General features: G+C 70.7%; 18 protein-coding genes. 8 read left to right on the top strand and 10 right to left on the bottom strand.

What is annotated here, in order from left to right; genetic code table 11:
* Positions 1 to 66 precede the first annotated feature (66 nt).
* Entirely contained in the window at positions 67 to 852 is a 786-nt protein-coding gene (gene nagB / locus ACIBJB_RS25725; protein WP_398933476.1) for a glucosamine-6-phosphate deaminase, read from the bottom strand.
* A 175-nt stretch (positions 853 to 1,027) separates the two neighbouring features.
* Between nagB and ACIBJB_RS25720 the strand changes: the two genes are divergently transcribed.
* Positions 1,028 to 2,101 carry an SIS domain-containing protein gene (locus ACIBJB_RS25720; protein ID WP_398933475.1) on the top strand — a complete coding sequence of 358 codons (1,074 nt, stop codon included), beginning with the start codon at positions 1,028 to 1,030 and terminating at the stop codon, positions 2,099 to 2,101.
* Positions 2,102 to 2,116: 15 nt separating this feature from the next.
* On the opposite strand, the gene ACIBJB_RS25715 is transcribed toward ACIBJB_RS25720, so the two are convergent.
* Positions 2,117 to 2,869, bottom strand: coding sequence for an SDR family oxidoreductase (locus tag ACIBJB_RS25715; RefSeq protein ID WP_398933474.1), 753 nt, complete (start codon positions 2,867 to 2,869; stop codon positions 2,117 to 2,119).
* Between the two features lie 94 nt (positions 2,870 to 2,963).
* Here ACIBJB_RS25715 and ACIBJB_RS25710 point away from each other — a divergent pair, with 94 nt between their 5' ends.
* Positions 2,964 to 3,614: a TetR/AcrR family transcriptional regulator gene (locus ACIBJB_RS25710; RefSeq protein ID WP_398933473.1), complete on the top strand. Its 651-nt coding sequence runs from the start codon at positions 2,964 to 2,966 to the stop codon at positions 3,612 to 3,614.
* A gap of 370 nt (positions 3,615 to 3,984) precedes the next feature.
* The gene (locus tag ACIBJB_RS25705; protein ID WP_398934005.1) at positions 3,985 to 5,451 is read left to right on the top strand and encodes a sensor histidine kinase; all 1,467 of its coding nucleotides are present in this window, start codon (positions 3,985 to 3,987) and stop codon (positions 5,449 to 5,451) included.
* A 181-nt stretch (positions 5,452 to 5,632) separates the two neighbouring features.
* Here ACIBJB_RS25705 and ACIBJB_RS25700 read toward each other — a convergent pair whose 3' ends face one another.
* Positions 5,633 to 5,890: a WhiB family transcriptional regulator gene (locus ACIBJB_RS25700; RefSeq protein WP_006142322.1), complete on the bottom strand. Its 258-nt coding sequence runs from the start codon at positions 5,888 to 5,890 to the stop codon at positions 5,633 to 5,635.
* Positions 5,891 to 6,210: 320 nt separating this feature from the next.
* Positions 6,211 to 7,179, bottom strand: a complete 969-nt coding sequence (locus tag ACIBJB_RS25695; protein WP_398933472.1) for a diacylglycerol/lipid kinase family protein — start codon at positions 7,177 to 7,179, stop codon at positions 6,211 to 6,213.
* Between the two features lie 169 nt (positions 7,180 to 7,348).
* Here ACIBJB_RS25695 and ACIBJB_RS25690 point away from each other — a divergent pair, with 169 nt between their 5' ends.
* The gene (locus ACIBJB_RS25690) at positions 7,349 to 7,798 is read left to right on the top strand and encodes a hypothetical protein (protein ID WP_326664532.1); all 450 of its coding nucleotides are present in this window, start codon (positions 7,349 to 7,351) and stop codon (positions 7,796 to 7,798) included.
* Positions 7,799 to 8,465: 667 nt separating this feature from the next.
* Here the strand turns inward: ACIBJB_RS25690 and ACIBJB_RS25685 are convergent.
* The 3 genes from ACIBJB_RS25685 to ACIBJB_RS25675 form a co-directional block, all read right to left on the bottom strand.
* Positions 8,466 to 9,611 (bottom strand): RNA polymerase sigma factor SigF, encoded by a 1,146-nt coding sequence (locus ACIBJB_RS25685; RefSeq protein ID WP_398934003.1) that lies wholly within the window; start codon positions 9,609 to 9,611, stop codon positions 8,466 to 8,468.
* A 17-nt stretch (positions 9,612 to 9,628) separates the two neighbouring features.
* Entirely contained in the window at positions 9,629 to 10,042 is a 414-nt protein-coding gene (locus tag ACIBJB_RS25680; protein WP_004925829.1) for an anti-sigma regulatory factor, read from the bottom strand.
* A 260-nt stretch (positions 10,043 to 10,302) separates the two neighbouring features.
* The gene (locus ACIBJB_RS25675; protein ID WP_069765922.1) at positions 10,303 to 10,563 is read right to left on the bottom strand and encodes a UBP-type zinc finger domain-containing protein; all 261 of its coding nucleotides are present in this window, start codon (positions 10,561 to 10,563) and stop codon (positions 10,303 to 10,305) included.
* Positions 10,564 to 10,653: 90 nt separating this feature from the next.
* Between ACIBJB_RS25675 and ACIBJB_RS25670 the strand changes: the two genes are divergently transcribed.
* Positions 10,654 to 12,249 (top strand): Na+/H+ antiporter, encoded by a 1,596-nt coding sequence (locus ACIBJB_RS25670; RefSeq protein ID WP_398933471.1) that lies wholly within the window; start codon positions 10,654 to 10,656, stop codon positions 12,247 to 12,249.
* Positions 12,250 to 12,328: 79 nt separating this feature from the next.
* Here ACIBJB_RS25670 and ACIBJB_RS25665 read toward each other — a convergent pair whose 3' ends face one another.
* Both ACIBJB_RS25665 and ACIBJB_RS25660 read right to left on the bottom strand, forming a co-directional pair.
* A complete protein-coding gene (locus ACIBJB_RS25665) occupies positions 12,329 to 13,243 on the bottom strand; it encodes a 1-aminocyclopropane-1-carboxylate deaminase/D-cysteine desulfhydrase (RefSeq protein ID WP_398933470.1) in 915 nt (304 codons plus the stop codon).
* A gap of 10 nt (positions 13,244 to 13,253) precedes the next feature.
* On the bottom strand, positions 13,254 to 13,844 hold the full coding sequence (locus ACIBJB_RS25660) for an N-acetylmuramoyl-L-alanine amidase (RefSeq protein ID WP_398933469.1): 591 nt from the start codon (positions 13,842 to 13,844) through the stop codon (positions 13,254 to 13,256).
* A 312-nt stretch (positions 13,845 to 14,156) separates the two neighbouring features.
* Here ACIBJB_RS25660 and ACIBJB_RS25655 point away from each other — a divergent pair, with 312 nt between their 5' ends.
* The 3 genes from ACIBJB_RS25655 to ACIBJB_RS25645 all read left to right on the top strand — a co-directional run bounded on the left by ACIBJB_RS25655 (position 14,157) and on the right by ACIBJB_RS25645 (position 18,043).
* Positions 14,157 to 15,563 (top strand): family 2B encapsulin nanocompartment shell protein, encoded by a 1,407-nt coding sequence (locus tag ACIBJB_RS25655; RefSeq protein ID WP_398933468.1) that lies wholly within the window; start codon positions 14,157 to 14,159, stop codon positions 15,561 to 15,563.
* 587 nt (positions 15,564 to 16,150) lie between these two features.
* Entirely contained in the window at positions 16,151 to 17,269 is a 1,119-nt protein-coding gene (locus ACIBJB_RS25650) for a family 2 encapsulin nanocompartment cargo protein polyprenyl transferase (protein WP_398933467.1), read from the top strand.
* Positions 17,270 to 17,437: 168 nt separating this feature from the next.
* Positions 17,438 to 18,043, top strand: a complete 606-nt coding sequence (locus ACIBJB_RS25645) for a GNAT family N-acetyltransferase (RefSeq protein ID WP_398933466.1) — start codon at positions 17,438 to 17,440, stop codon at positions 18,041 to 18,043.
* A gap of 469 nt (positions 18,044 to 18,512) precedes the next feature.
* Here ACIBJB_RS25645 and ACIBJB_RS25640 read toward each other — a convergent pair whose 3' ends face one another.
* Positions 18,513 to 19,127 (bottom strand): TetR/AcrR family transcriptional regulator, encoded by a 615-nt coding sequence (locus ACIBJB_RS25640; RefSeq protein WP_398933465.1) that lies wholly within the window; start codon positions 19,125 to 19,127, stop codon positions 18,513 to 18,515.
* Positions 19,128 to 19,200: the final 73 nt, after the last annotated feature.

Genomic DNA, 19,200 nt, shown 5'->3' with positions numbered 1-19,200 from the left:
ACAGGTGCCGGTTCCCTTTCGAGGGAACCGGCACCTGTCTTCGCCGGGGGCCGCCGGGAACTCGTCCTAAATCCCCTGCCAGTCAGGCTTGTTGACGAAGGTGTGCCGAAAGTAGTCCGCCAGCTTCAACTTCGAAGCGGCCCCCTCGTCGACCACGACCGTCGCATGCGGGTGCAGCTGAAGCGCCGAAGCAGGACACACCGCGGCCACCGGTCCCTCCACCGTCGCCGCCACCGCGTCGGCCTTCCCCTCACCCGTGGCGAGCAGCACCAGATGCCGGGCCTCGAGAATCGTCCCGATCCCCTGAGTGATCACATGGTGCGGCACCTGCGAGATGTCCCCTTCGAAGAACCGCGCGTTGTCCACCCGGGTCTGCTCGGTCAACGTCTTGATCCGAGTCCGCGAGGCCAGCGAGGAACACGGCTCGTTGAACCCGATGTGCCCGTCCGTCCCGATCCCGAGCAACTGCAGGTCCACACCCCCCGCATCGGCCAGCGCCGAGTCATAGGCCTCACAGGCGCCGGGGATGTCCTCCGCCGTCCCGTCCGGCCCCAAGAACGAGGACATCGGCACCCCCAGCGGCTCCAGCACCTCGCGCCGCAGCACCGAACGGTAGGACTCCGGATGCTCGGCCGGCAGCCCCACGTACTCGTCGAGCTGGGCTACCCGCGCCCGCGAGGCGTCCACGGCACCGGACCGCACCTTGGCCGCCAGCGCCTCGTAGACGGGCAGCGGGGTCGAGCCGGTCGCCACGCCGAGCAGGGCGTCGGGCTTGCGCCGGAGCAGCTGGGCCATGGCCCCGGCGATGAGCTCGCCACCCGCCTTGGCATCCGGAACGATGACAACTTCCACGCTGGGCCTGCCGATCTGAGGAAACGGTCTGATCTGGAGAAACGGTCTGAGTGGTTTAGACCAATCTAACAGAATCGGGTTCCACGGCCCAGGTCCACGAAAGCCATCACCGCTCCACATCTCGGACAGGCCCCATTCCACGCGGGGGAGCGGAAGGGGGAGTGGAATAGAGGCCATGACCACCGTCACGACACCCGACCCCCAGAGCGAACCGCCCGGCCGGATCATGGCCCGTGAAATGGCCGAACAGCCCGCCGTCCTGCGCCGCATCCTGGACGAGGGCGCCCCGGCGATCCGCCAGGTCGCCCAGGAGATCGCCGCCCGCGCGCCCCGCTTCGTCCTGCTGACCGCCCGCGGCACGTCCGACAACGCCGCCCTCTATGCCAAATACCTCCTCGAAGTGCGCCTCGGGCTGCCCTGCGGCCTGACCTCCATGTCGACCACCACCGCCTACGGGGCCCGCCCCGATCTCAGCGACGTCCTGGTCGTCGCCGTCAGTCAGTCCGGCGGTTCTCCGGACCTGGTGGCCTCGACCCGGGCCGCCCGCGAGGCCGGCGCCCTCACCCTCGCGGTGACCAACAACCCCGACTCCCCGCTGGCGGGTGTCTCCGAATACCACGTCGACATCATGGCCGGGCCGGAGAAGGCCCTGCCCGCGACCAAGACCTATACGGCCTCCCTCCTCGCCCTCTATCTCTTCGTCGAAGGTCTGCGCGGCGGGGACGGCGCTCCCGCCCAGGTGCTGCCGGACCTGGCCGCCGGACTGCTCGCCCGGCAGGACGAGGTCCGCGCCCTCGCCGCCCGCTACCGCTTCGCCGAGCGCATGGTGATCACCTCCCGCGGCTACGGCTATCCCACCGCCAAGGAAGCCGCTCTCAAGCTGATGGAGACCAGCTACATCCCCGCGCTCGCCTACTCGGGTGCCGACCTGCTGCACGGGCCCCTCGCCATGGTCGACAACGTCTCGCCGGTCATCGCGGTCGTCACCGACGGCAAGGGCGGCGAGGCCCTCCAGCCCGTCCTCGACCGGCTGCGCGGCCGGGGTGCGGACCTGGTCGTGGTCGGTCCCCGGAGCCAGGTCGAGCAGGCCTCGGCCGGCTTCGTCCTGCCGACCGAGAACGTCGCCGAGGAAGTCCAGCCCGTCCTGGAGATCATTCCTCTCCAGCTCCTGGCCTACGAGGTCACCCTCGCCCGCGGCCAGGACCCGGACGCACCGCGGGCACTCGCGAAGGTGACGGAGACACACTGAGCCCTGCCGGGCGGCTCACGGCATCGAACCTCCCGTCGCGTCCACCCAGCTCCCGGTCACCCACCGCCCGTCGTCCGAGGCCAGGAAGGCGACCACGTCCGCGACGTCGGCCGGTGTCCCCACCCGCCCGAGCGCCGAATAGGCCTCCGCCTGCGCCCAGCCGCCCTCGGTGCCGTGCAGGAAGTCGGCGGTGTTGTCCGTGTCGACCAGGCCCGGTGCCACCGAGTTGACCCGGATGCCCCGGGCGCCCAGCACCTTGGACAGGTCTCGGGAGAACACGTCCAGCGCGCCCTTCGTCATGGCGTAGGCCATGTTGTGCGGCATGGCCGCGGTGCGGGCGAGTCCCGACGAGACGTTGATGACCCGGCCACCGTCGCGCAGTCGTATCAAGCCCTGCTTGACCAGGAAGAACGGTGCCTTCACATTCACCGTGAAGAGACGGTCGTACTCCTCCTCGTCGATCTCCTCGATGGGGCGTGAGCTGCCGATGCCCGCGTTGTTCACCAGGATGTCCAGCCCGTCCGCGTGCCGGTCGAACTGCTCCCAGAGGGCCTCGACGGCTCCCGGTGTCTCCAGCTCGGCCCTGATCGTGAAGGCGGAGCCGCCGGACGCCTCGATCGCGGCGGCCGTCTCCTTCGCCGCCGTCTCGCTTCTGCCGTAGTGCACCGCGACCCGCGCGCCGTCCCGCCCCAGCCGCTCGGCGATCCCTCGTCCGATGCCCCTGCTCGCACCCGTGACCAGAGCTGTCCTGCCCGCAAGCACGCCCATGTCGGCGCCCCCTCATGTTGTCTAATGGTCGCTACAGAAAGACCGTACAACAGGGGCCGGAACTTTCTCTAGCACCCGCTATACAATTCACTCCATGGTGAGCAGCAAGGACACCGAAGCGCAGGTCAAGCCCGCCCCCAAGGCGTCCGGGACGTCCAGGCCGCGTGGCCGTCCCCGCTCCTTCGACCGCGAGACCGCGCTGGAGAAGGCGATCCTGGCCTTCTGGGAGCACGGGTACGAGGCGACCTCCGTCTCCGACCTCACCCGCGTCATGGACATCGGGGCTCCCAGCCTCTACGCGGCCTTCGGTGACAAGCGGTCCCTGTTCGACGAGGTCGTCCGGGAGTACGGACAGCGGTACGGCTCCTTCGGCGACCGGGCGCTCGCCGAGGAGCCCACCGCCAGAGCCGCGGTGGAGCGGACGCTGCGCGAGGCCGCGGCCGAGTACACGGCTCCTGGCCGCCCGCACGGCTGCCTGGTGATCCATGCCGCCACAAACTGCTCGACCCCCGGAGTCGAGGAGTCGCTGCGGGCGCGGCGCAACGCCAACATCGCCGCCCTGGAGAGCCGCATAAGAGCGGAGATCGCCGCAGGTGAGCTGCCGGCCGGAACCAACGCCGCCGCGCTCGCCCGGCATGCCGGCGCGGTCATCCAGGGCATGTCCCAGCAGGCGCGCGACGGCGCGAGCCGGGAGGAGTTGGAGGCGGTCGCGGAAATTGCCATGGCCATCTGGCCCCGCACATGAACCCACACGGGCTAGGCTGCGTGGTGGTTGCTAGGGCGTCCGACTAGGTGACTCCCGTGAGGGAAAGCTCCAACAACAAACAGGCTCCAACGCATGGACACACCTAGTGGTCTAGTCCACAATTGAACACGTGACTTCCGTCTTCCCCGCACAGGAAGGCGGACCGAGGAACCGGAGCTCTCTGCCCTGACTGCCCCGGGTCCTCATCTCGGCCGACCGGGACCGCACACCCCACGGCCGATATTGCTCCGGGCTGCGGTGCCGGGAAGGTTGAGGGTCCTTCCCAGGCGCCGCGGCCCGCGGGTGTTCTCAGGCCCGGTGTTTTTAGGTCACTCACATACCCCCAGGTACGCTCGCACCTGTGCCCTCCATGAACGAACTGGTCCGCCAGCACACCGCCCTCGACGACTCCGACCTCGAGTGGCTGCATCTGCTGGTCTCGGAGTGGCAGTTGCTCTCCGACCTCTCCTTCGCCGACCTCGTTCTCTGGGTCCCCACCCGCGACGGCACCCGCTATGTCTCCGTCGCCCAGATGCGGCCCAACACCGGCCCCACCTCCTACCAGGACGACATGGTCGGCCACCTCGTCCCGCGCGGCCGCCGCCCCCTGCTGGACGCGGCGCTCGACGAGGGCCGGATCGTGCGCGAGGGCGACCCGGAGTGGCGCGAGGAGGTCCCGGTCCGTGTCGAGTCGATTCCGGTACGACGGGAGGGGCGCGTCCTCGGTGTCATCGCGCGCAACACCAACCTGCTCACCGTGCGCACCCCGAGCCGACTCGAACTGACCTATCTGCAGAGCGCGTCGGACCTGGCGCAGATGATCGCGGCCGGCTCCTTCCCGTTCCCCAACCAGCAGATGGACATGGACGCCGCCCCGCGCGTCGGGGACGGGCTGATCAGGCTGGACGCGGACGGCATCGTCCAGTACGCCTCCCCGAACGGCCTGTCCGCGTACCACCGCATGGGCCTCGCCTCCGACCTCGTCGGCCAGCACCTCGGCAGGACCACCGCCGAACTCGCTCCGACCCGCGGCCCGGTGGACGAGGCACTCGCCAAGGTCGCCAGCGGCTGGGCGCCCCGTGAGTTCGAGATCGAGGCGCGCGACGGGGTCATCCAGTTCCGGGCGATTCCGCTCAAGCCCAAGGGCACCCGCATCGGTTCGCTGGTCCTGCTGCGGGACGTGACCGAACTGCGCCGACGCGAGCGCGAGTTGATCACCAAGGACGCGACCATCCGGGAGATCCACCACCGGGTGAAGAACAACCTCCAGACGGTGGCGGCCCTGCTCCGCCTCCAGGCCCGGCGCATCGAGTCCGACCGCGGCCGGGAGGCCCTCGAAGAGGCGGTACGGCGGGTCGGCTCCATCGCGATCGTGCATGAGACGCTGTCTCAGAACCTGGATGAACGCGTGGAGTTCGACGAGATCGCCGACCGGGTGCTCGCGATGGTCGCCGAGATCTCCCCGGGCAAGGTCACCGGCCGGCGCAGCGGACGCTTCGGCATCCTGGACGCCGAGGTCGCCACCCCCCTGTCGATGGTCCTGACGGAAATCCTGCAGAACGCCCTGGAGCACGGGTTCCGCGAGGGCGAGACCGGCACGGTCGAGGTCTCGGCCGTCCGCGGCGGCACCACCAAGGAGGCCCGCCTCCTCGTGACCGTCCAGGACGACGGCGTCGGTCTGCCCGAGGGCTTCGACCCGCACACCGGGGGCAACCTGGGCCTGCAGATCGTACGGACGCTGGTGGAGGGCGAGTTGGGCGGTACGTTCGACATGGTCCCGGCACCGGAGGGCGGCACCCGGGTGATCCTGGACGTACCGGTGCTGGCGCACAAGTAGATCCGCGCCCCGGCCGGGGTGTGGGCACAGCAAAAAGCCCCGGACCGTTCAGGGGTCCGGGGCTCACATGCTCGTTGCCAGCGGTTGCTGCGCATCGGGGGTACTGCGCGCTGCGGCTCGGGGCGGGAGAAGCGTACGCGGTGTACGCGCCGCCAAGCTCAGGCTGTGCGGGGCGGGTGTGTCAGGCGGAGGCCTGACGGGCCCGGTTGCGGGCGGCACGGCGCTTCATGGCGCGACGCTCGTCCTCGCTGAGACCACCCCAGACGCCGGAGTCCTGACCGGACTCGAGCGCCCACTGCAGACACTGATCCATAACGGGGCAGCGACGGCAGACGGCCTTGGCTTCCTCGATCTGCAGCAGCGCAGGACCGGTGTTGCCGATGGGGAAGAAGAGCTCGGGGTCTTCCTCGCGGCAAACGGCGTTGTGACGCCAGTCCATGGCTGCTACCTCTCCTTGGTATTACATGCAAGTTGCTTGTGAATGTGAACGCTTTCACGAATCCCTCAACAAGTGAAGGGCCGTCCGCCGAGTCTCCCCGGCGTGGTCCTGTGGATTGAAGAGGGGTTCCGGTGGTCTGTGGACGCTAGTGTTGCGGGCTGTCCCGACCGCCACGTAGAGACTCGCAAACCTCAGCGGCGGATACAACCCCTTCCGGAAAGTTTTTTTTGATTCCTCGGTGTCGACTAGGTCACAGCCGTACTTCCATGGGGTGGACCCTGGCCTAAACGTTCGAGTGAAAGGACTTTAGCCCCTTCTGCTCACACAATCACACGCAGTGCACGGCGTACGCCTGTGAACGTCACGCTCGTACGCAGCCCGAGGTGGTCGCCGTCCATCTGGAGGGGCAGGGGCACCTTCGAATGCAAGGTGAACTGGTCCAGGTCGTGCAGGGACACGGCGTGCTTGCCATGGGGGCCGCGTTCGGGGGACGAAGTGAGCAACTGGGTGCCATATCGGGTGATCGCGGTCGTCGTCATACGGCTCAGACCGAGTACGTCGAGGCCTTTATCGAACGAGGCCTTAGGTGACGCGTACATCGGGTGATTGCCGAGGAAGGTCCATGGAGAGGTGTTCGAGACTATGGAAAGGACCAGATCGGTCACCGGCTCGGCATCCGGACGCTCCACCGTGATCGTCCCGTGGCGGCGGTGCGCCTCGCCGAAGAACTGGCGCAGTGCCTGGCGGACGTAGAGAGCGTGGGTGGATTTCCTGCCGCGCTCACGCTGCTGCTCGACCCGCCCGACCACACCGGCGTCGAATCCGAGCCCCGCGTTGAAGGTGAACCAGCGTCCCGGGACGGCCTCGTCCTCGGTGCCCGGTGTACCGGAGGCCAGACCCAGGCCGACCGTACGCTCGCTGCCCTCGCGCAGGGCGTCCAGGAGGGCGCCGGTGGCCTCGACGGCGTCGTTGGGCAGGCCGAGGGCGCGGGCGAAGACGTTGGTGGAGCCGCCGGGGACCACGGCGAGGCCGGGGAGCTGCTCGGGGGCGGGGCCGGCGTGCAGGAGGCCGTTGACGACCTCGTTGACCGTGCCGTCGCCGCCCAGTGCCACGACCAGGTCGATGTCCTTGCTCTCCGCGGCCTGCCGGCCCAGGTCGCGCGCGTGGCCGCGGTACTCGGTGGTGACCGCTTCCAGTTTCATCTCGCTCGCGAGCGCGTGGATCAGGACATCGCGCGTACGTGCGCTTGTGGTGGTTGCCGCCGGATTGACCACGAGAAGTGCACGCATGGGTTGCAGCGTACCTACTGGGTGGTACCGGGCACAGGCCGAGGTAGGGATCACGTAAGACTTCGGCGCGTGAACCTTGCCACGGGGGCGTGAGGCAACCCGAGCGCGGCGGTGTGCGTTGCCCGCGCCTCACCCGCGGGGCTTGGGGGGTGAGGGCTACTCTTCTTGGGTGAGCAGCGAGCAGACCCCCGCCATCCCCGAGACCGCCGGTCCGCGCCCGCGGCGCCTGACGTACGCCGCCGCCCTGGCCGCGCTGGAAGGGCTCGCGCTCGTCGTGGGAGGCGCCTGGATGCTCGTGGAGGGCCTCGCCGGTGACCCGGACGACCGGCAGTCGGCCGTCACCGGGGGTGTCACGCTGATCGTCCTCGCACTGCTGCCGCTCCTCGCCGCGCGCGGACTGCTGGCCCGGCGCAGTTGGAGCCGGGGGCCGGCCGTCATCACCCAGATCATGGCCCTGCCCGTCGCCTACAACCTCCTCCAGGCCGACAGCGTGGCGATCCCGGCCGGCATCGCCCTCGCGGTCGTCGCGGTGGCCGCGCTGATCCTCCTGATCAACCCGGCGACGACCCAGGCCCTCGGCATCAGGGGCCCGGGACGGGCACAGGACGGCAAGCAGTAGCGGTAGGGGCGTGGTCTGGGTGCGCCGCCCGGTGGGCAAGCCGCGGCTCTCGGCTCCGAGTGCCGACAGTGCTGCCGGCCGAGGTGGCGGGCAACGGCCGTAGGGCTCACGGCGGCTGCCTGGTCGGGTCGAGTCGTTGCAGCCGCTCCCCGCTCCCCGCTCCCCGCTCCCCGCTCCCCGCTCCCGCTCCCGCGCGGGCGTCGGGCAGATCCGTGGCCGAGGGCGGCGGGCGATCGTCGTGGAACCCAGGTGCGGGCGGCGAGTGCGGTGCCGGGGGGTGCCGCAGCTGTCGGTCGGTGCGCGGGTGTCGGCCGGGGCGGTGGCGCCTGAGGGGGGCGAGCGGGGGCCGGTGGGCGTCGCAGCTGTCGGCCGGGGCGGCGAGTGCGGTTCCGGTGGGGGCCGCAGTTGGCGGTCCGGTGTGCGGCTGTCGGCTGAGGGCGGGAACTCTGAGGGGGTGGCTGGCGGCGAGCCGTCGAACCGTGGCCTCGGAGCGCCGGTGGGGTCGTAGGGCGGACGCGGTTGACGGCCTCCGGCCTGCTACCCGGCCCGAGGCCGACGCGCGGTGGCGAGCGGTGACGTCGGCCCGAAGTGGATGTCGCCCGCCTCGAATCCGTAGCCCCGAAGCCTGGACCCGTGACGGAACCGCCGCTTGGGGCGGCTCCTGGGCCTACTCCTCCACCAGCAGCTTCTCCCGGAGCTGGGCCAGGGTGCGGGCCAGCAGGCGGGAGACGTGCATCTGGGAGATGCCGACCTCCTGGGCGATCTGCGACTGGGTCATGTTGCCGAAGAAGCGGAGAAGGAGGATTCGCTTCTCGCGCGGGGGGAGGTCCTCGAGCAGCGGTTTGAGTGACTCCCGGTACTCGACGCCCTCCAGCGCCTCGTCCTCCGCGCCGAGGGTGTCCGCCACCGCCGGGGACTCGTCGTCGGTGTCGGGGACGTCCAGGGACAGGGTGGAGTACGCGTTGGCGGACTCCAGGCCCTCCAGGACCTCTTCCTCCGAGATGGCCAGCTTCTCGGCCAGCTCATGGACCGTGGGGGAGCGGCCGTGCTGCTGGGAGAGCTCGGCCGTGGCCGTCGTGAGAGCCAGGCGCAGTTCCTGCAGGCGCCGCGGCACCCGCACCGCCCAGCCCTTGTCGCGGAAGTGGCGCTTGATCTCGCCCACGACCGTGGGAGTCGCGTAGGTCGAGAACTCCACCCCGCGGTCCGGGTCGAAACGGTCGACCGACTTGATCAGGCCGATGGTGGCGACCTGGGTGAGGTCGTCCAGCGGCTCGCCGCGGTTGCGGAAGCGGCGCGCGAGGTGCTCGACGAGCGGCAGGTGCATCCGGACCAGCCTGTTGCGCAGCTCCGCGTACTCCGGGCTGCCGTCCTTCAGCGCGCGCAGCTCGACGAACAGGGCGCGTGCCCCGCTGCGGTCCTGGGGGTCGTGCCGCGGGACCGGCGTGTTGTTCGCGCCCGCCACGCCGTCCTCTGCGTTTCGCTCGTGCTCGCTCATCGTCCCGCCCGTTGCCCTTCCACGAGCCCTCGCCTCCGTCGGCATCGGGAAGACCCCGGCCCGCCCTGCCGGAGGCGCACCCTGCACGGCACCTTGCACATCACGCCGCCCGTCGTCCAGGAGGCCGGTCGCCGTGGTGTCGACGGTGTCCTCCTGGGGATGCGGCCGGGCCTGCTCGGGGATGCCGTCGATGCCGTCCGCCATGCGTCGGGAACCGCCGGGGCCGTCGTCGCCCAGGCTGTCGGCGCCGCTCGGGCAAGGAAGGCGGTGTCCGCCCTCGGCCGGCAGCTCCCGTGTGCCGCGCTCTTCGTCCCGCACCGGCCCGTCCCCGTTCCTCACGCCGGCCCGGGTCCCGCGCCGCGCTGTTTGTAGAGGCTGATCGAAACGGTCTTGTCCTCGTCCACGGCCGACGAGACCTTGCCCGCGAGGGCCGAGAGGACGGTCCAGGCGAAGGTGTCCCGCGAGGGTGCGTGACCGTCCGTGGTCGGGGCCGAGACGGTGACCTCCAGCGAGTCGTCGACGAGTCGGAAGACACAGCTGAGCACCGAGCCGGGCACGGCCTGCTGGAGCAGGATCGCGCAGGCCTCGTCCACCGCGATGCGCAGGTCCTCGATCTCGTCGAGGGTGAAGTCCAAACGGGCTGCGAGGCCGGCCGTGGCCGTCCGCAGCACCGACAGGTAGGCACCCGCGGCCGGCAGCCGGACTTCCACGAAGTCCTGGGTCGCGGGCTCGCCTGCGATCTGGGACACCCTCACCTCCAAGGTGGTACAAGCTTTACGGGGGCCGAGGGTCGCCCCCCGGAGTAACGCGAAGTGTGGTTCAGCGGTGACGCTATCGCGCTCTCGGCTTTCCTGTCCCCGGGACCCCAACCCCTTGCCGTCACTCACAGTAAAACTGTGAACACGCTCCGTGTCTAGGGGTTTGCGGCTCCAATTGGGAAGAACGCGCGCCGGGTTGACGTACCCAGACGTCAGACGGTCGAACCGTCCTGGAACCCGACGGTCCAGGGTCACACAAGGACATGGTCCACGAAGCACCAACGCCAGTTCTCACCCGGTTCGTGGGTCCGCATGATCGGGTGGTCGGAGTCCTTGTGGTGCTTCGTCGCGTGTTGTCCCGGCGAGGAGTCGCAGCAGCCGACGTGGCCGCAGGACAGGCACAGGCGCAGTTGTACCGGGTGGGTACCGTCCCTCAGGCACTCCGGGCACGTGTCGGCCAGCGGCTCGGGTTCCGGGTGCGGCAGCGCCTCGGCGTGCGTGCACTGTTTCATGATTGCCAGGTTACGACGGCCGCGCGGGCGGCCGCGCACAAAAACGACGAGGGGCGGGCGCACGACGATGAGCGAGGGCGGGCGAGGGCCATGGACGTGATGCCACTGCTGTTGCTGGTGGCGGGGAGTGCGGCGATCGCCGCTGCCGCCCGGCGCACCCCCATTCCGGCGCCACTCCTGCTGGTCGCGGCCGGCCTGGTGATCTCGTACCTCCCCGGGGTCCCGGAGTACACGCTCGACCCGGACGTGGTCCTGCCCATCATCCTGCCGCCGCTGCTGCACTCCGCGGCCACCGACAGCTCCTATCTCGACCTCAGGGCGCAAATGCGGCCCGTGGCGCTGCTGTCGGTGGGATACGTCCTCTTCGCGACCTTGTTCGTCGGCTGGGCGGCGTACCAGATCGTGCCGGGGCTGTCGCTGACCGGGGCGCTCGTGCTGGGGGCCGTGGTGGCGCCGCCGGACGCGGTCGCGGCGACGGCGGTGGCACGCCGCGTGGGGCTGCCGTCCCGGATCACGACCATCCTCCAGGGCGAGTCCCTGGTGAACGACGCCACCGCGATCACTGCCTACCGGGTCGCGCTCGCGGCCGCGGTGGGCGAGGGGGCCACCTGGGCGGGCGGCATCGGCGAGTTCCTGCTCGCGGCGGTCGGCGGCGTCGCGGTCGGCCTGGTGCTGATGGTGCCGATCCACTGGCTGCGCACGCACCTCAAGGAGCCCCTGCTGCAGAACACGCTCTCCCTGCTCATCCCGTTCGTCGCCTACGCGGCGGCCGAGCAGTTCCACGCGTCCGGGGTGCTCGCGGTGGTCGTGGTGGCGCTCTTCCTCGGACACCGCGCGTGGGAGGTCGACTTCGCGACGCGCCTCCAGGAGGACGCCGTATGGAAAATGGTTGCCTTCGTCCTGGAATCGTCGGTGTTCGCCCTCATCGGACTGCAACTGCCCGTCGTACTGAGGGGCCTCGGGCCGTACGAGGGCGGCCGCGCCGCCTGGTACGCGATCGCCGTCTTCCTCGTCGTCGTCGCGTCCAGGTTCGTCTGGGTCTATCCCGCGACCTTCCTGCCGCCCATGCTCTCCGCGCGGATCCGCGAGCGCGAGGACAATCCCACCTGGAAGGGGCCGTTCGTCATCGCCTGGGCCGGGATGCGGGGCGTGGTCTCGCTGGCGATCGCCTTCTCGATCCCGGAGCACCTGCACAACGGAGAACCGTTCGAGGGCCGCAACCTGATCCTCTTCCTCACCTTCACCACGGTCATCGGCACCCTCGTCGTCCAGGGCGTCACCCTGCCTCCGCTGATCCGCGTGCTCAAGCTCCCGGGCCGCGACCAGCAGACCGAGACCCTGGCCGAGGCCAACGCCCAGGCGCAGGCGTCCAGGGCCGCCGAACGCCGCCTGGACGAACTCCTCTCCGACGAACGCAACGCCCTCCCACCGCCCCTCGCCGACCGCCTGCGCATGGTCCTGGACCGCCGCCGCAACGCCGTCTGGGAACGCCTCGGCCAGTCCAACCCCCTCACCGGCGAGACCGTCGACGACACCTACCGTCGGCTGTCCCGGGAGATGATCGGCGCCGAGCGCGCGGTGTTCGTGAAGCTGCGGGACCTGCGGTACATCGACGACGAGATGCTGCGGACACTGCTGCGCAGGCTGGACCTGGAGGAGGCGGCGGCGTATCGGGAGGCGGAGTGAGGCGGCCGGGCCGGCGCAGACGGGTTGGTCATGACCGGGCCGTGGGCGTTACCGCTCACGAGCCGCTCGTCAACCGCCGTCAGGCCTGCTGGGGTGTCCCCGTGACGACCGCCGCGACCGTCGAGCCACGCGGGAAGGCTCCTTCGCCGGTCAGGACGACAAGTCCGTACAGCAACTTGGCGACATAAAGACGCTCGACGGGCACGCCGTGCCGTTCCTCGAAGTCGTCGGCGAAGGCCTCGAGTTCGGGAGTGGTGCGGGCGTAGCGGCCGAAGTGGAAGCGGTCGTCGAGCTGCCAGTCGCCGCGCGGACCGCCGAAGGCCTGGCGCTGGAGAGCCCGTATGTCGGCCGTCAGGAAGCCGCCTCTGACGACCGGCACGCCCAGGGCGCGCTGGTGCGGGGAGAGGCCCGCGGCCAGGCCTGCGAGGGTGCCGCCGGTGCCGCAGGCGATCGCGACGACGTCGGCTCGCCGCCCCGACAGCTCCTCGCCGAGCGTGCGGCACCCCCGTACGGCGAGGGCGTTGCTGCCGCCCTCAGGGACGACGTACGCGTCCTCCGCGTCCGCTGCGCGCAGCACGCGCGCGAGGATGTCCGGTTCGGACTTGCGGCGGTACGTCGACCGGTCGACGAAGCGCAGACGCATGCCGTCCGCCGAGCAGCGGGCCAGGGAGGGGTTCAGGGCGCGGTCGGCGAGTTCATCGCCGCGGACCACGCCGATCGTGGGCAGGCCGAGGAGGCGGCCCGCCGCCGCCGTGGCGCGCAGGTGGTGGGAGTACGCGCCGCCGAAGGTGAGGATCGGGCGGCCGGCCGCGGCCGTGAGGTTCGGGGCGAGCTTGCGCCACTTGTTGCCGACGAGGTCCGGGTGGATCAGGTCGTCGCGCTTGAGGAGGATCCGGACGCCCCGACGGGTGAAGCGCTCGTCCTCGACCTCCTGCAGCGGCGAGGGGAGCCGGGGACGCAGGGTGGTGAGGTCGGGGACGCCTGGTCTGGACACCGCTCCATTGTCACGTGAGGCGGTTCCGGATGCGCCCCCGCATCGAGGCCATGGTGAAGCCCCGCGGGTCCACCTTTCCCGGCTGCCACTCCAGATGTCCGATGACCGACCGTTCCGTCCAGCCGTGATGGCGGCACACCGCGGCGGAGACCCGCTCGAGCGCCGTCAGCTGGGCCGCCGGCCAGGGGTCCTCGCCGTCACCAAGGTTCTCGCACTCGAATCCGTAGAAGTGGCGGTTGCCGTCGGTGTTGGCCTCGTTGTCGAGGGGGAGCGCCTTCTCCGCGATCACCGCGCGCAGGACGTCGTCGTCGCCCAGGCCGGCGTGGTTGGCGCGGCCGTAGCCGACGAGATGGACGGTGCCGTCCTTGGTGATGACACCGTGGCAGAGCGGGCCGGGCAGGCCTGTGTAGCCCTTGCGGCACAGTTCCACCGTCGCCGCGCCGCCCTTCGTCACCGTGTGATGGATCATCACGCCGTGCACCGGACCCCAGGCGCCGACGTGGTTGCGGTTGTGGTGCTCCCAGTCGCCGACCTCGACGACGGTGGCGCCCTCCGCCCGCAGGACGGCCAGGAATCTGCCCGCGGACATGGGTGAGGCCATGGCCCCCTCCTTCGCACTGCGCACCGGCCGCCGACCGCGGCCGGCTCGTACCGGTGCTTGTACCGAGAACGGCGGACTCCGACTCCTGGTTCGCACAGCGTGCGAGCTGATTCGGACAGGCAAATTCCGGTCCGGGAAGGGGACTTGACCTGTCGGCAGTGGACATGAAGCGCGCATATGCCCAGCCTCACGATGATCCATTCCCGCTCTTTCGTGTAATAGCACCGCCACGCTCCGTAAGGAAGGCTTGTCCCTGCACACGATGCCCGGGAGCAGATCGCGTCCGGGCATGTACCGGGAGGGCAATTCCTTATGTCGGTAGGCGAAGAGGTCCGCACCGAGCAGGACAGGCCGCAGCAGAGCCTCGGCACGGCGGCCGCGCGGAACCTGGCCACCACCACCAAGTCCGCACCCCAGATGCAGGAGATCAGCTCCCGCTGGCTGCTGCGCATGCTGCCCTGGGTGAACGTCCAGGGCGGCACGTACCGGGTGAACCGACGACTGAGCTACGCCGTCGGCGACGGCCGGGTGACCTTCGTGAAGACCGGGGACCGGGTCGAGGTGATCCCCGACGAGCTGCGCGAACTGCCGGCGCTGAGGTCGTACGAGGATGACGACGTGCTCTCCGAGCTCGCCCGACGCTGCCAGCAGCGGGAGTTCACCCCGGGCTCGGTGATCGCCTCGTTCGGCGCCCAGACCGACGAGGTGTACCTGCTGGCGCACGGCAGGGTGGAGAAGGTCGGCACCGGCCCCTACGGCGACGACGCGGTCCTCGGAGTCCTCGCCGACGGCTCCTACTTCGGCGACCAGGCGCTCCTCGATCCGGACGCCATCTGGGAGTACACCGCCCGCGCGGCCACCGCCTGTACGGTCCTCGTGCTGCCGCGCCAGGACGTCGAGCAGGTGGCGGAGCGTACCGAGGCCCTGCGCGAGCACCTTCGGGAACAGCGCGCGATCCCCTCGCAGCGCACCAACAAGTACGGCGAGAAGGAGATCGACCTCGCGGCGGGCCATGACGGCGAGCCCGACATCCCGCACACCTTCGTCGACTACGACGCCAGTCCGCGTGAGTACGAGCTGAGCATCGCCCAGACCGTCCTGCGTATCCACACGCGGGTGGCAGACCTCTACAACCAGCCGATGAACCAGACGGAACAGCAGATCCGGCTGACCGTCGAGGCACTCAAGGAGCGCCAGGAGCACGAACTCGTCAACAACCGCGAGTTCGGGCTGCTGAACAACTGCGAGTACGACCAGCGGCTCCAGCCGCACGACGGCGTGCCCAGCCCCGACGACCTCGACGAGCTGCTCAGCCGCCGCCGGGGCACCAAGCTGCTGCTCGCCCACCCGCGCGCGATCTCCGCGATCGGCCGTGAGCTCAACAAGCGCGGACTGGTCCCCGAGACCATCGACATCGGGGGCAACCGCATCCCCACCTGGCGCGGGGTGCCGATCTACCCGTGCAACAAGATCCCGGTCACCCCGGAGCGGACCACGTCGATCATCGCCATGCGTACCGGGGAGGCCGACCAGGGGGTCATCGGCCTCCAGCAGGCCGGTATCCCGGACGAGATCGAGCCGAGTCTGTCGGTGCGGTTCATGGGCATCAACGAGCAGTCGATCATCAAGTACCTCGTGACGGCCTACTACTCGGCAGCCGTGCTGGTGCCGGACGCGCTCGGAGTCCTGGAGAACGTCGAGATCGGCCGCTGGAGGTGACGTTTCTGCACCTGGGAGGCGTGTCCCCGCCCACCGCGGCGGGTACACCCCCGTCGAACACCGGGCCGGAGACACCTCGGTGGAAGGCGCCCACCCACAGCGGAAGCGCCACCGTCCGCGGCCTGACCGAGGGGGGTTCCATGGCCGAGTTCACGACGGGGACGCAGGCGTGTGCGACGGAAAGGGCGGAGGTGCGGGTGCCTTCGGCCGGGGGGACGGAGGTGCCGGCCACCGGGCGGGCCGGGGAGCGGGCACAGTCCGGTGAGACGGGCCCGCTCGACGGGCTCGAGACACGCTCGCACCAGGAGGCCGAGGCGGTTTCGCTGCAGGGGTTCGGGGTGCGGGCCGAGATGTCTTCGCCTCAGGCTGCCCCGCTGCCCGAGGCGGGTTCGCTTCACGGGTCTGAGGTGCGGGTCGAGGCGGGTTCGCTTCACGGGTCTGAGGTGCGGGTCGAGGTGTCTTCGCTGCACGGGGCTGCCCCGCGGCCAGAGGCGGGTTCGCTGAACGGGTCTGAGGTGCGGGCCGAGGCTCCTCCGCTTCACGGGTCCGAGGTGCGGGCCGAGGCCCCTCCGCTTCACGGGTCCGGAGTGCGGTCCGAGACGCCTGCACTTCACGGACGCAACCCGCGGTCCAAGGCGCCTCCGCTTCACGGCCCTGACCCGCGGCCCGAGACGCCTCAGCTCGACGGTCATGAGGCGGGGATGATCCTGGAGGGGATCCGGGCGTCGGTCGATCCCGAGCTGCGCTCCGCCCTGGAGTCGCTGCCCGGTTCCCTGCGCAGGGTCGCGCTCTACCACTTCGGCTGGGAGCATGCCGACGGCACCCCGGCGGCGGGCAACGCCGGCAAGGCGATACGGCCCGCACTCGTCCTCACCGCGGCCACCGCCCTCGGAGGTGACCGGGCCAGGGCGGCGGCCGTCCGGGCGGCCGTGGCGGTGGAGCTGGTCCACAACTTCACGTTGCTGCACGACGACGTGATGGACCGCGACACCACCCGCAGGCACCGGCCCACCGCGTGGACGGTGTTCGGCGACGCCGACGCGATCCTCGCCGGGGACGCCCTCCAGGCGCTGGCGCTCCGGCTGCTGGCCCAGGACCCCCACCCCGGGGCGGGAGCGGCCGCCGCCCGGCTCGCGGACTGTGTCGTCGAGCTGTGCGAGGGCCAGCACGAGGACACCGCCATGGAGGCACTCGACCCCGGCGAGGTCACCCTCGACCAGGTGTTGGTCATGGCCGAGGCCAAGACGGGGGCGCTGCTCGGGTGTGCCTGTGCCCTCGGGGCGCTGTACGCGGGAGCGTCCGGCGAGGAGGTCGGGGCGATGGACGCGTTCGGCCGGGAGGCCGGGCTCGCCTTCCAGCTCATCGACGACGTGATCGGCATATGGGGCGACCCGAGCCGCACCGGCAAGCCGGCCGGCGCGGACCTCGCCGCCCGCAAGAAGTCCCTCCCGGTGGTCGCCGCGCTCACCTCGGGAACGGCGGCGGCCGCGGAACTGGCGGCGCTGTACGCGGCGCCGTACGACGAAGGGGATCTGGCGCGTACGGCCCTCGCCGTCGAGGAGGCCGGCGGACGCGACTGGGCGCAGGTGCAGGCCGCCGACCGGATGGCCCGGGCGATGGCGCAACTGGCCCGTGCGGTGCCCGATCCGGAAGCGGCGGGCGGGCTGCTGTCCCTCGCGGAGTTCGTGACGCGGCGCAGCGCCTGAGAACCCCGCAGCGCCCGGTACCGCGCGGTTCCTGACCCCGCGCGGCCCTCCGGGGGCTCCGGCCGACGGGTCCCGCACATCCCCACGGTGTGCGGGGCCCGTTTCAGCGCTCACCGGATAGTCTCAACGTCCTTGTGGTCAAAGGCGGTTGAGACAAAGGGGTGGGGCATGGGCGTGGCGATACGGACGGCCGGCGCAGACGACCGCGAGTTGGTCGCGCGGCTGCTGGACTCGGCCTTCCAGGACGATCCGGTCAGTGGGTGGATCTTTCCGGGGGAGGAGGAGCGCCGGACGATCCACCCCCGGTTGATGGCCGCGTTCGTCGACATCGTGCTCGCCGAGGGGCGGATCGATGTCACGCAGGACGGGGCTGCGTGCGCGTTGTGGCTGCCGGCGCCGGCGGAGAGCGCTGACGGGCATGACGACGAGGACGGGTTCGCCCAGTTGAGGGAGGCTCTCGATCCGGGCAACGAGCGGATCGAGTTGATCGGGCGGCTCACCGCGGAGGTGCATCCGTCGGGACGGGCGCACGAGTATCTGTGGATGATCGGCGTGGCTCCGGAGCGGCAGGGGGAGGGGCTCGGGACCGCGCTCATCGGGGCTGTTCTGGAGCGGTGCGACCGCGAGACGGTGCCCACCTATCTGGAGGCGAGCAGCGTGCGCAGCCGGGGGCTGTACGAGCGGCTCGGCTTTGAGCTGGTGGAGCGGCCGCTCGACCTGCCGGACGGGCCTCAGATGTGGCCCATGTGGCGCGAGCCGCGCGCTGCGCGATAGTGCCGGGCGGGTCGTCCTGCGGCTGCGGCGGTGTGGGAGCAGGTCGCGCCCACGCCGCGGCAGCCGCAGATTCAATGCCGTTCCGCGTCCCTTGGCTGGCGCGATAGTGCCGGGGCTGGGCGTCCTGCGGTTGCGGGCGTGTGGGGGCAGGTCGCGCCCGCGCCGCGGCAGCCGCAGATTCAATGCCGTTCCGCGTCCCTTGGCTGGCGCGATAGTGCCGGGGCTGGACGTCCTGCGGCTGCGGCCATGTGGGAGCAGGACGCGCCACCCGCGCCGCGGCAGCCGCAGATGCAACGCAGTCCGCGCCGCGTGTGGGGGCGGTCGCGTCCGCGCCGCGGCAGCCGCAGATGCAACGCAGTCCGCGCCGCGTGTGGGGGCGGTCGCGTCCACGCCGCGGTAGCCGCAGATGCAACGCAGTCCGCGCCCCGAGGGGAGGCCGGCCTGCGCCTACGTGGCCGTAGCCGCAGGTTCAATGGAGCTCAGCGTTCCTTGGGTCGGTCGCCGGGACGATCGTCTCCACGATCCGTTCCACGAGGGCCTCCGGAACGCCCGTCCCCGGTAGTGCATCCTCCAGCACCCCCGGCAGCGTCAGGTGCTCGAGGAGCAGCCCCAGCATGGCCAGATAGAGCACCATGACCGTCTCGTCTCCGCCCGGCAGGCCCGCCTCGCGGTGGAACCGCATGCCCTCCTCCAGGTCTGCCCGGACCGACCGGGTGTAGGAGGCCCGTAGTTCGGGGCGGCGGGTGGCTTCCAGGCGCATCTCCAGGAGGGCCAGGTAGCCCGTGCGGTCGTGGGTCGCGCGGGCCGTCAGGTCGTGCATGAGGGCCTTGACCAGCGAGCGGTCCTTCGGTCCCGTCAGCAGGTCGGCCACGACGTCGGGATCCGGCGCGAGGCGCACATGGAGACGGGCGTCGATCTGGCGGAGCAGGTCGTCGCGGCTGGTGAAGTAGTTCGAGGACGTGCCCACCGGCACCCTCGCCTCGGTGTCGACCGCGCGGAACGTCAGCCCGCGCGCCCCCTCGCGGGCGAGCACCTCGACCCCCGCGTCCACGAGCGCGGCCCGGCGCTCCGGGTTGCCGGCCATGCGGAACCCCCCCTCCCAGTTGCGTCCGGTGCGGAAAACTTGCTTGCAACCACTACAGGTGAAGTACTACAAC

It is taken from the genome of Streptomyces sp. NPDC050759 (assembly GCF_044456945.1).
Taxonomy (GTDB): Bacteria; Actinomycetota; Actinomycetes; order Streptomycetales; family Streptomycetaceae; genus Streptomyces.
This window is presented reverse-complemented; position numbering and strand designations above follow the sequence as displayed.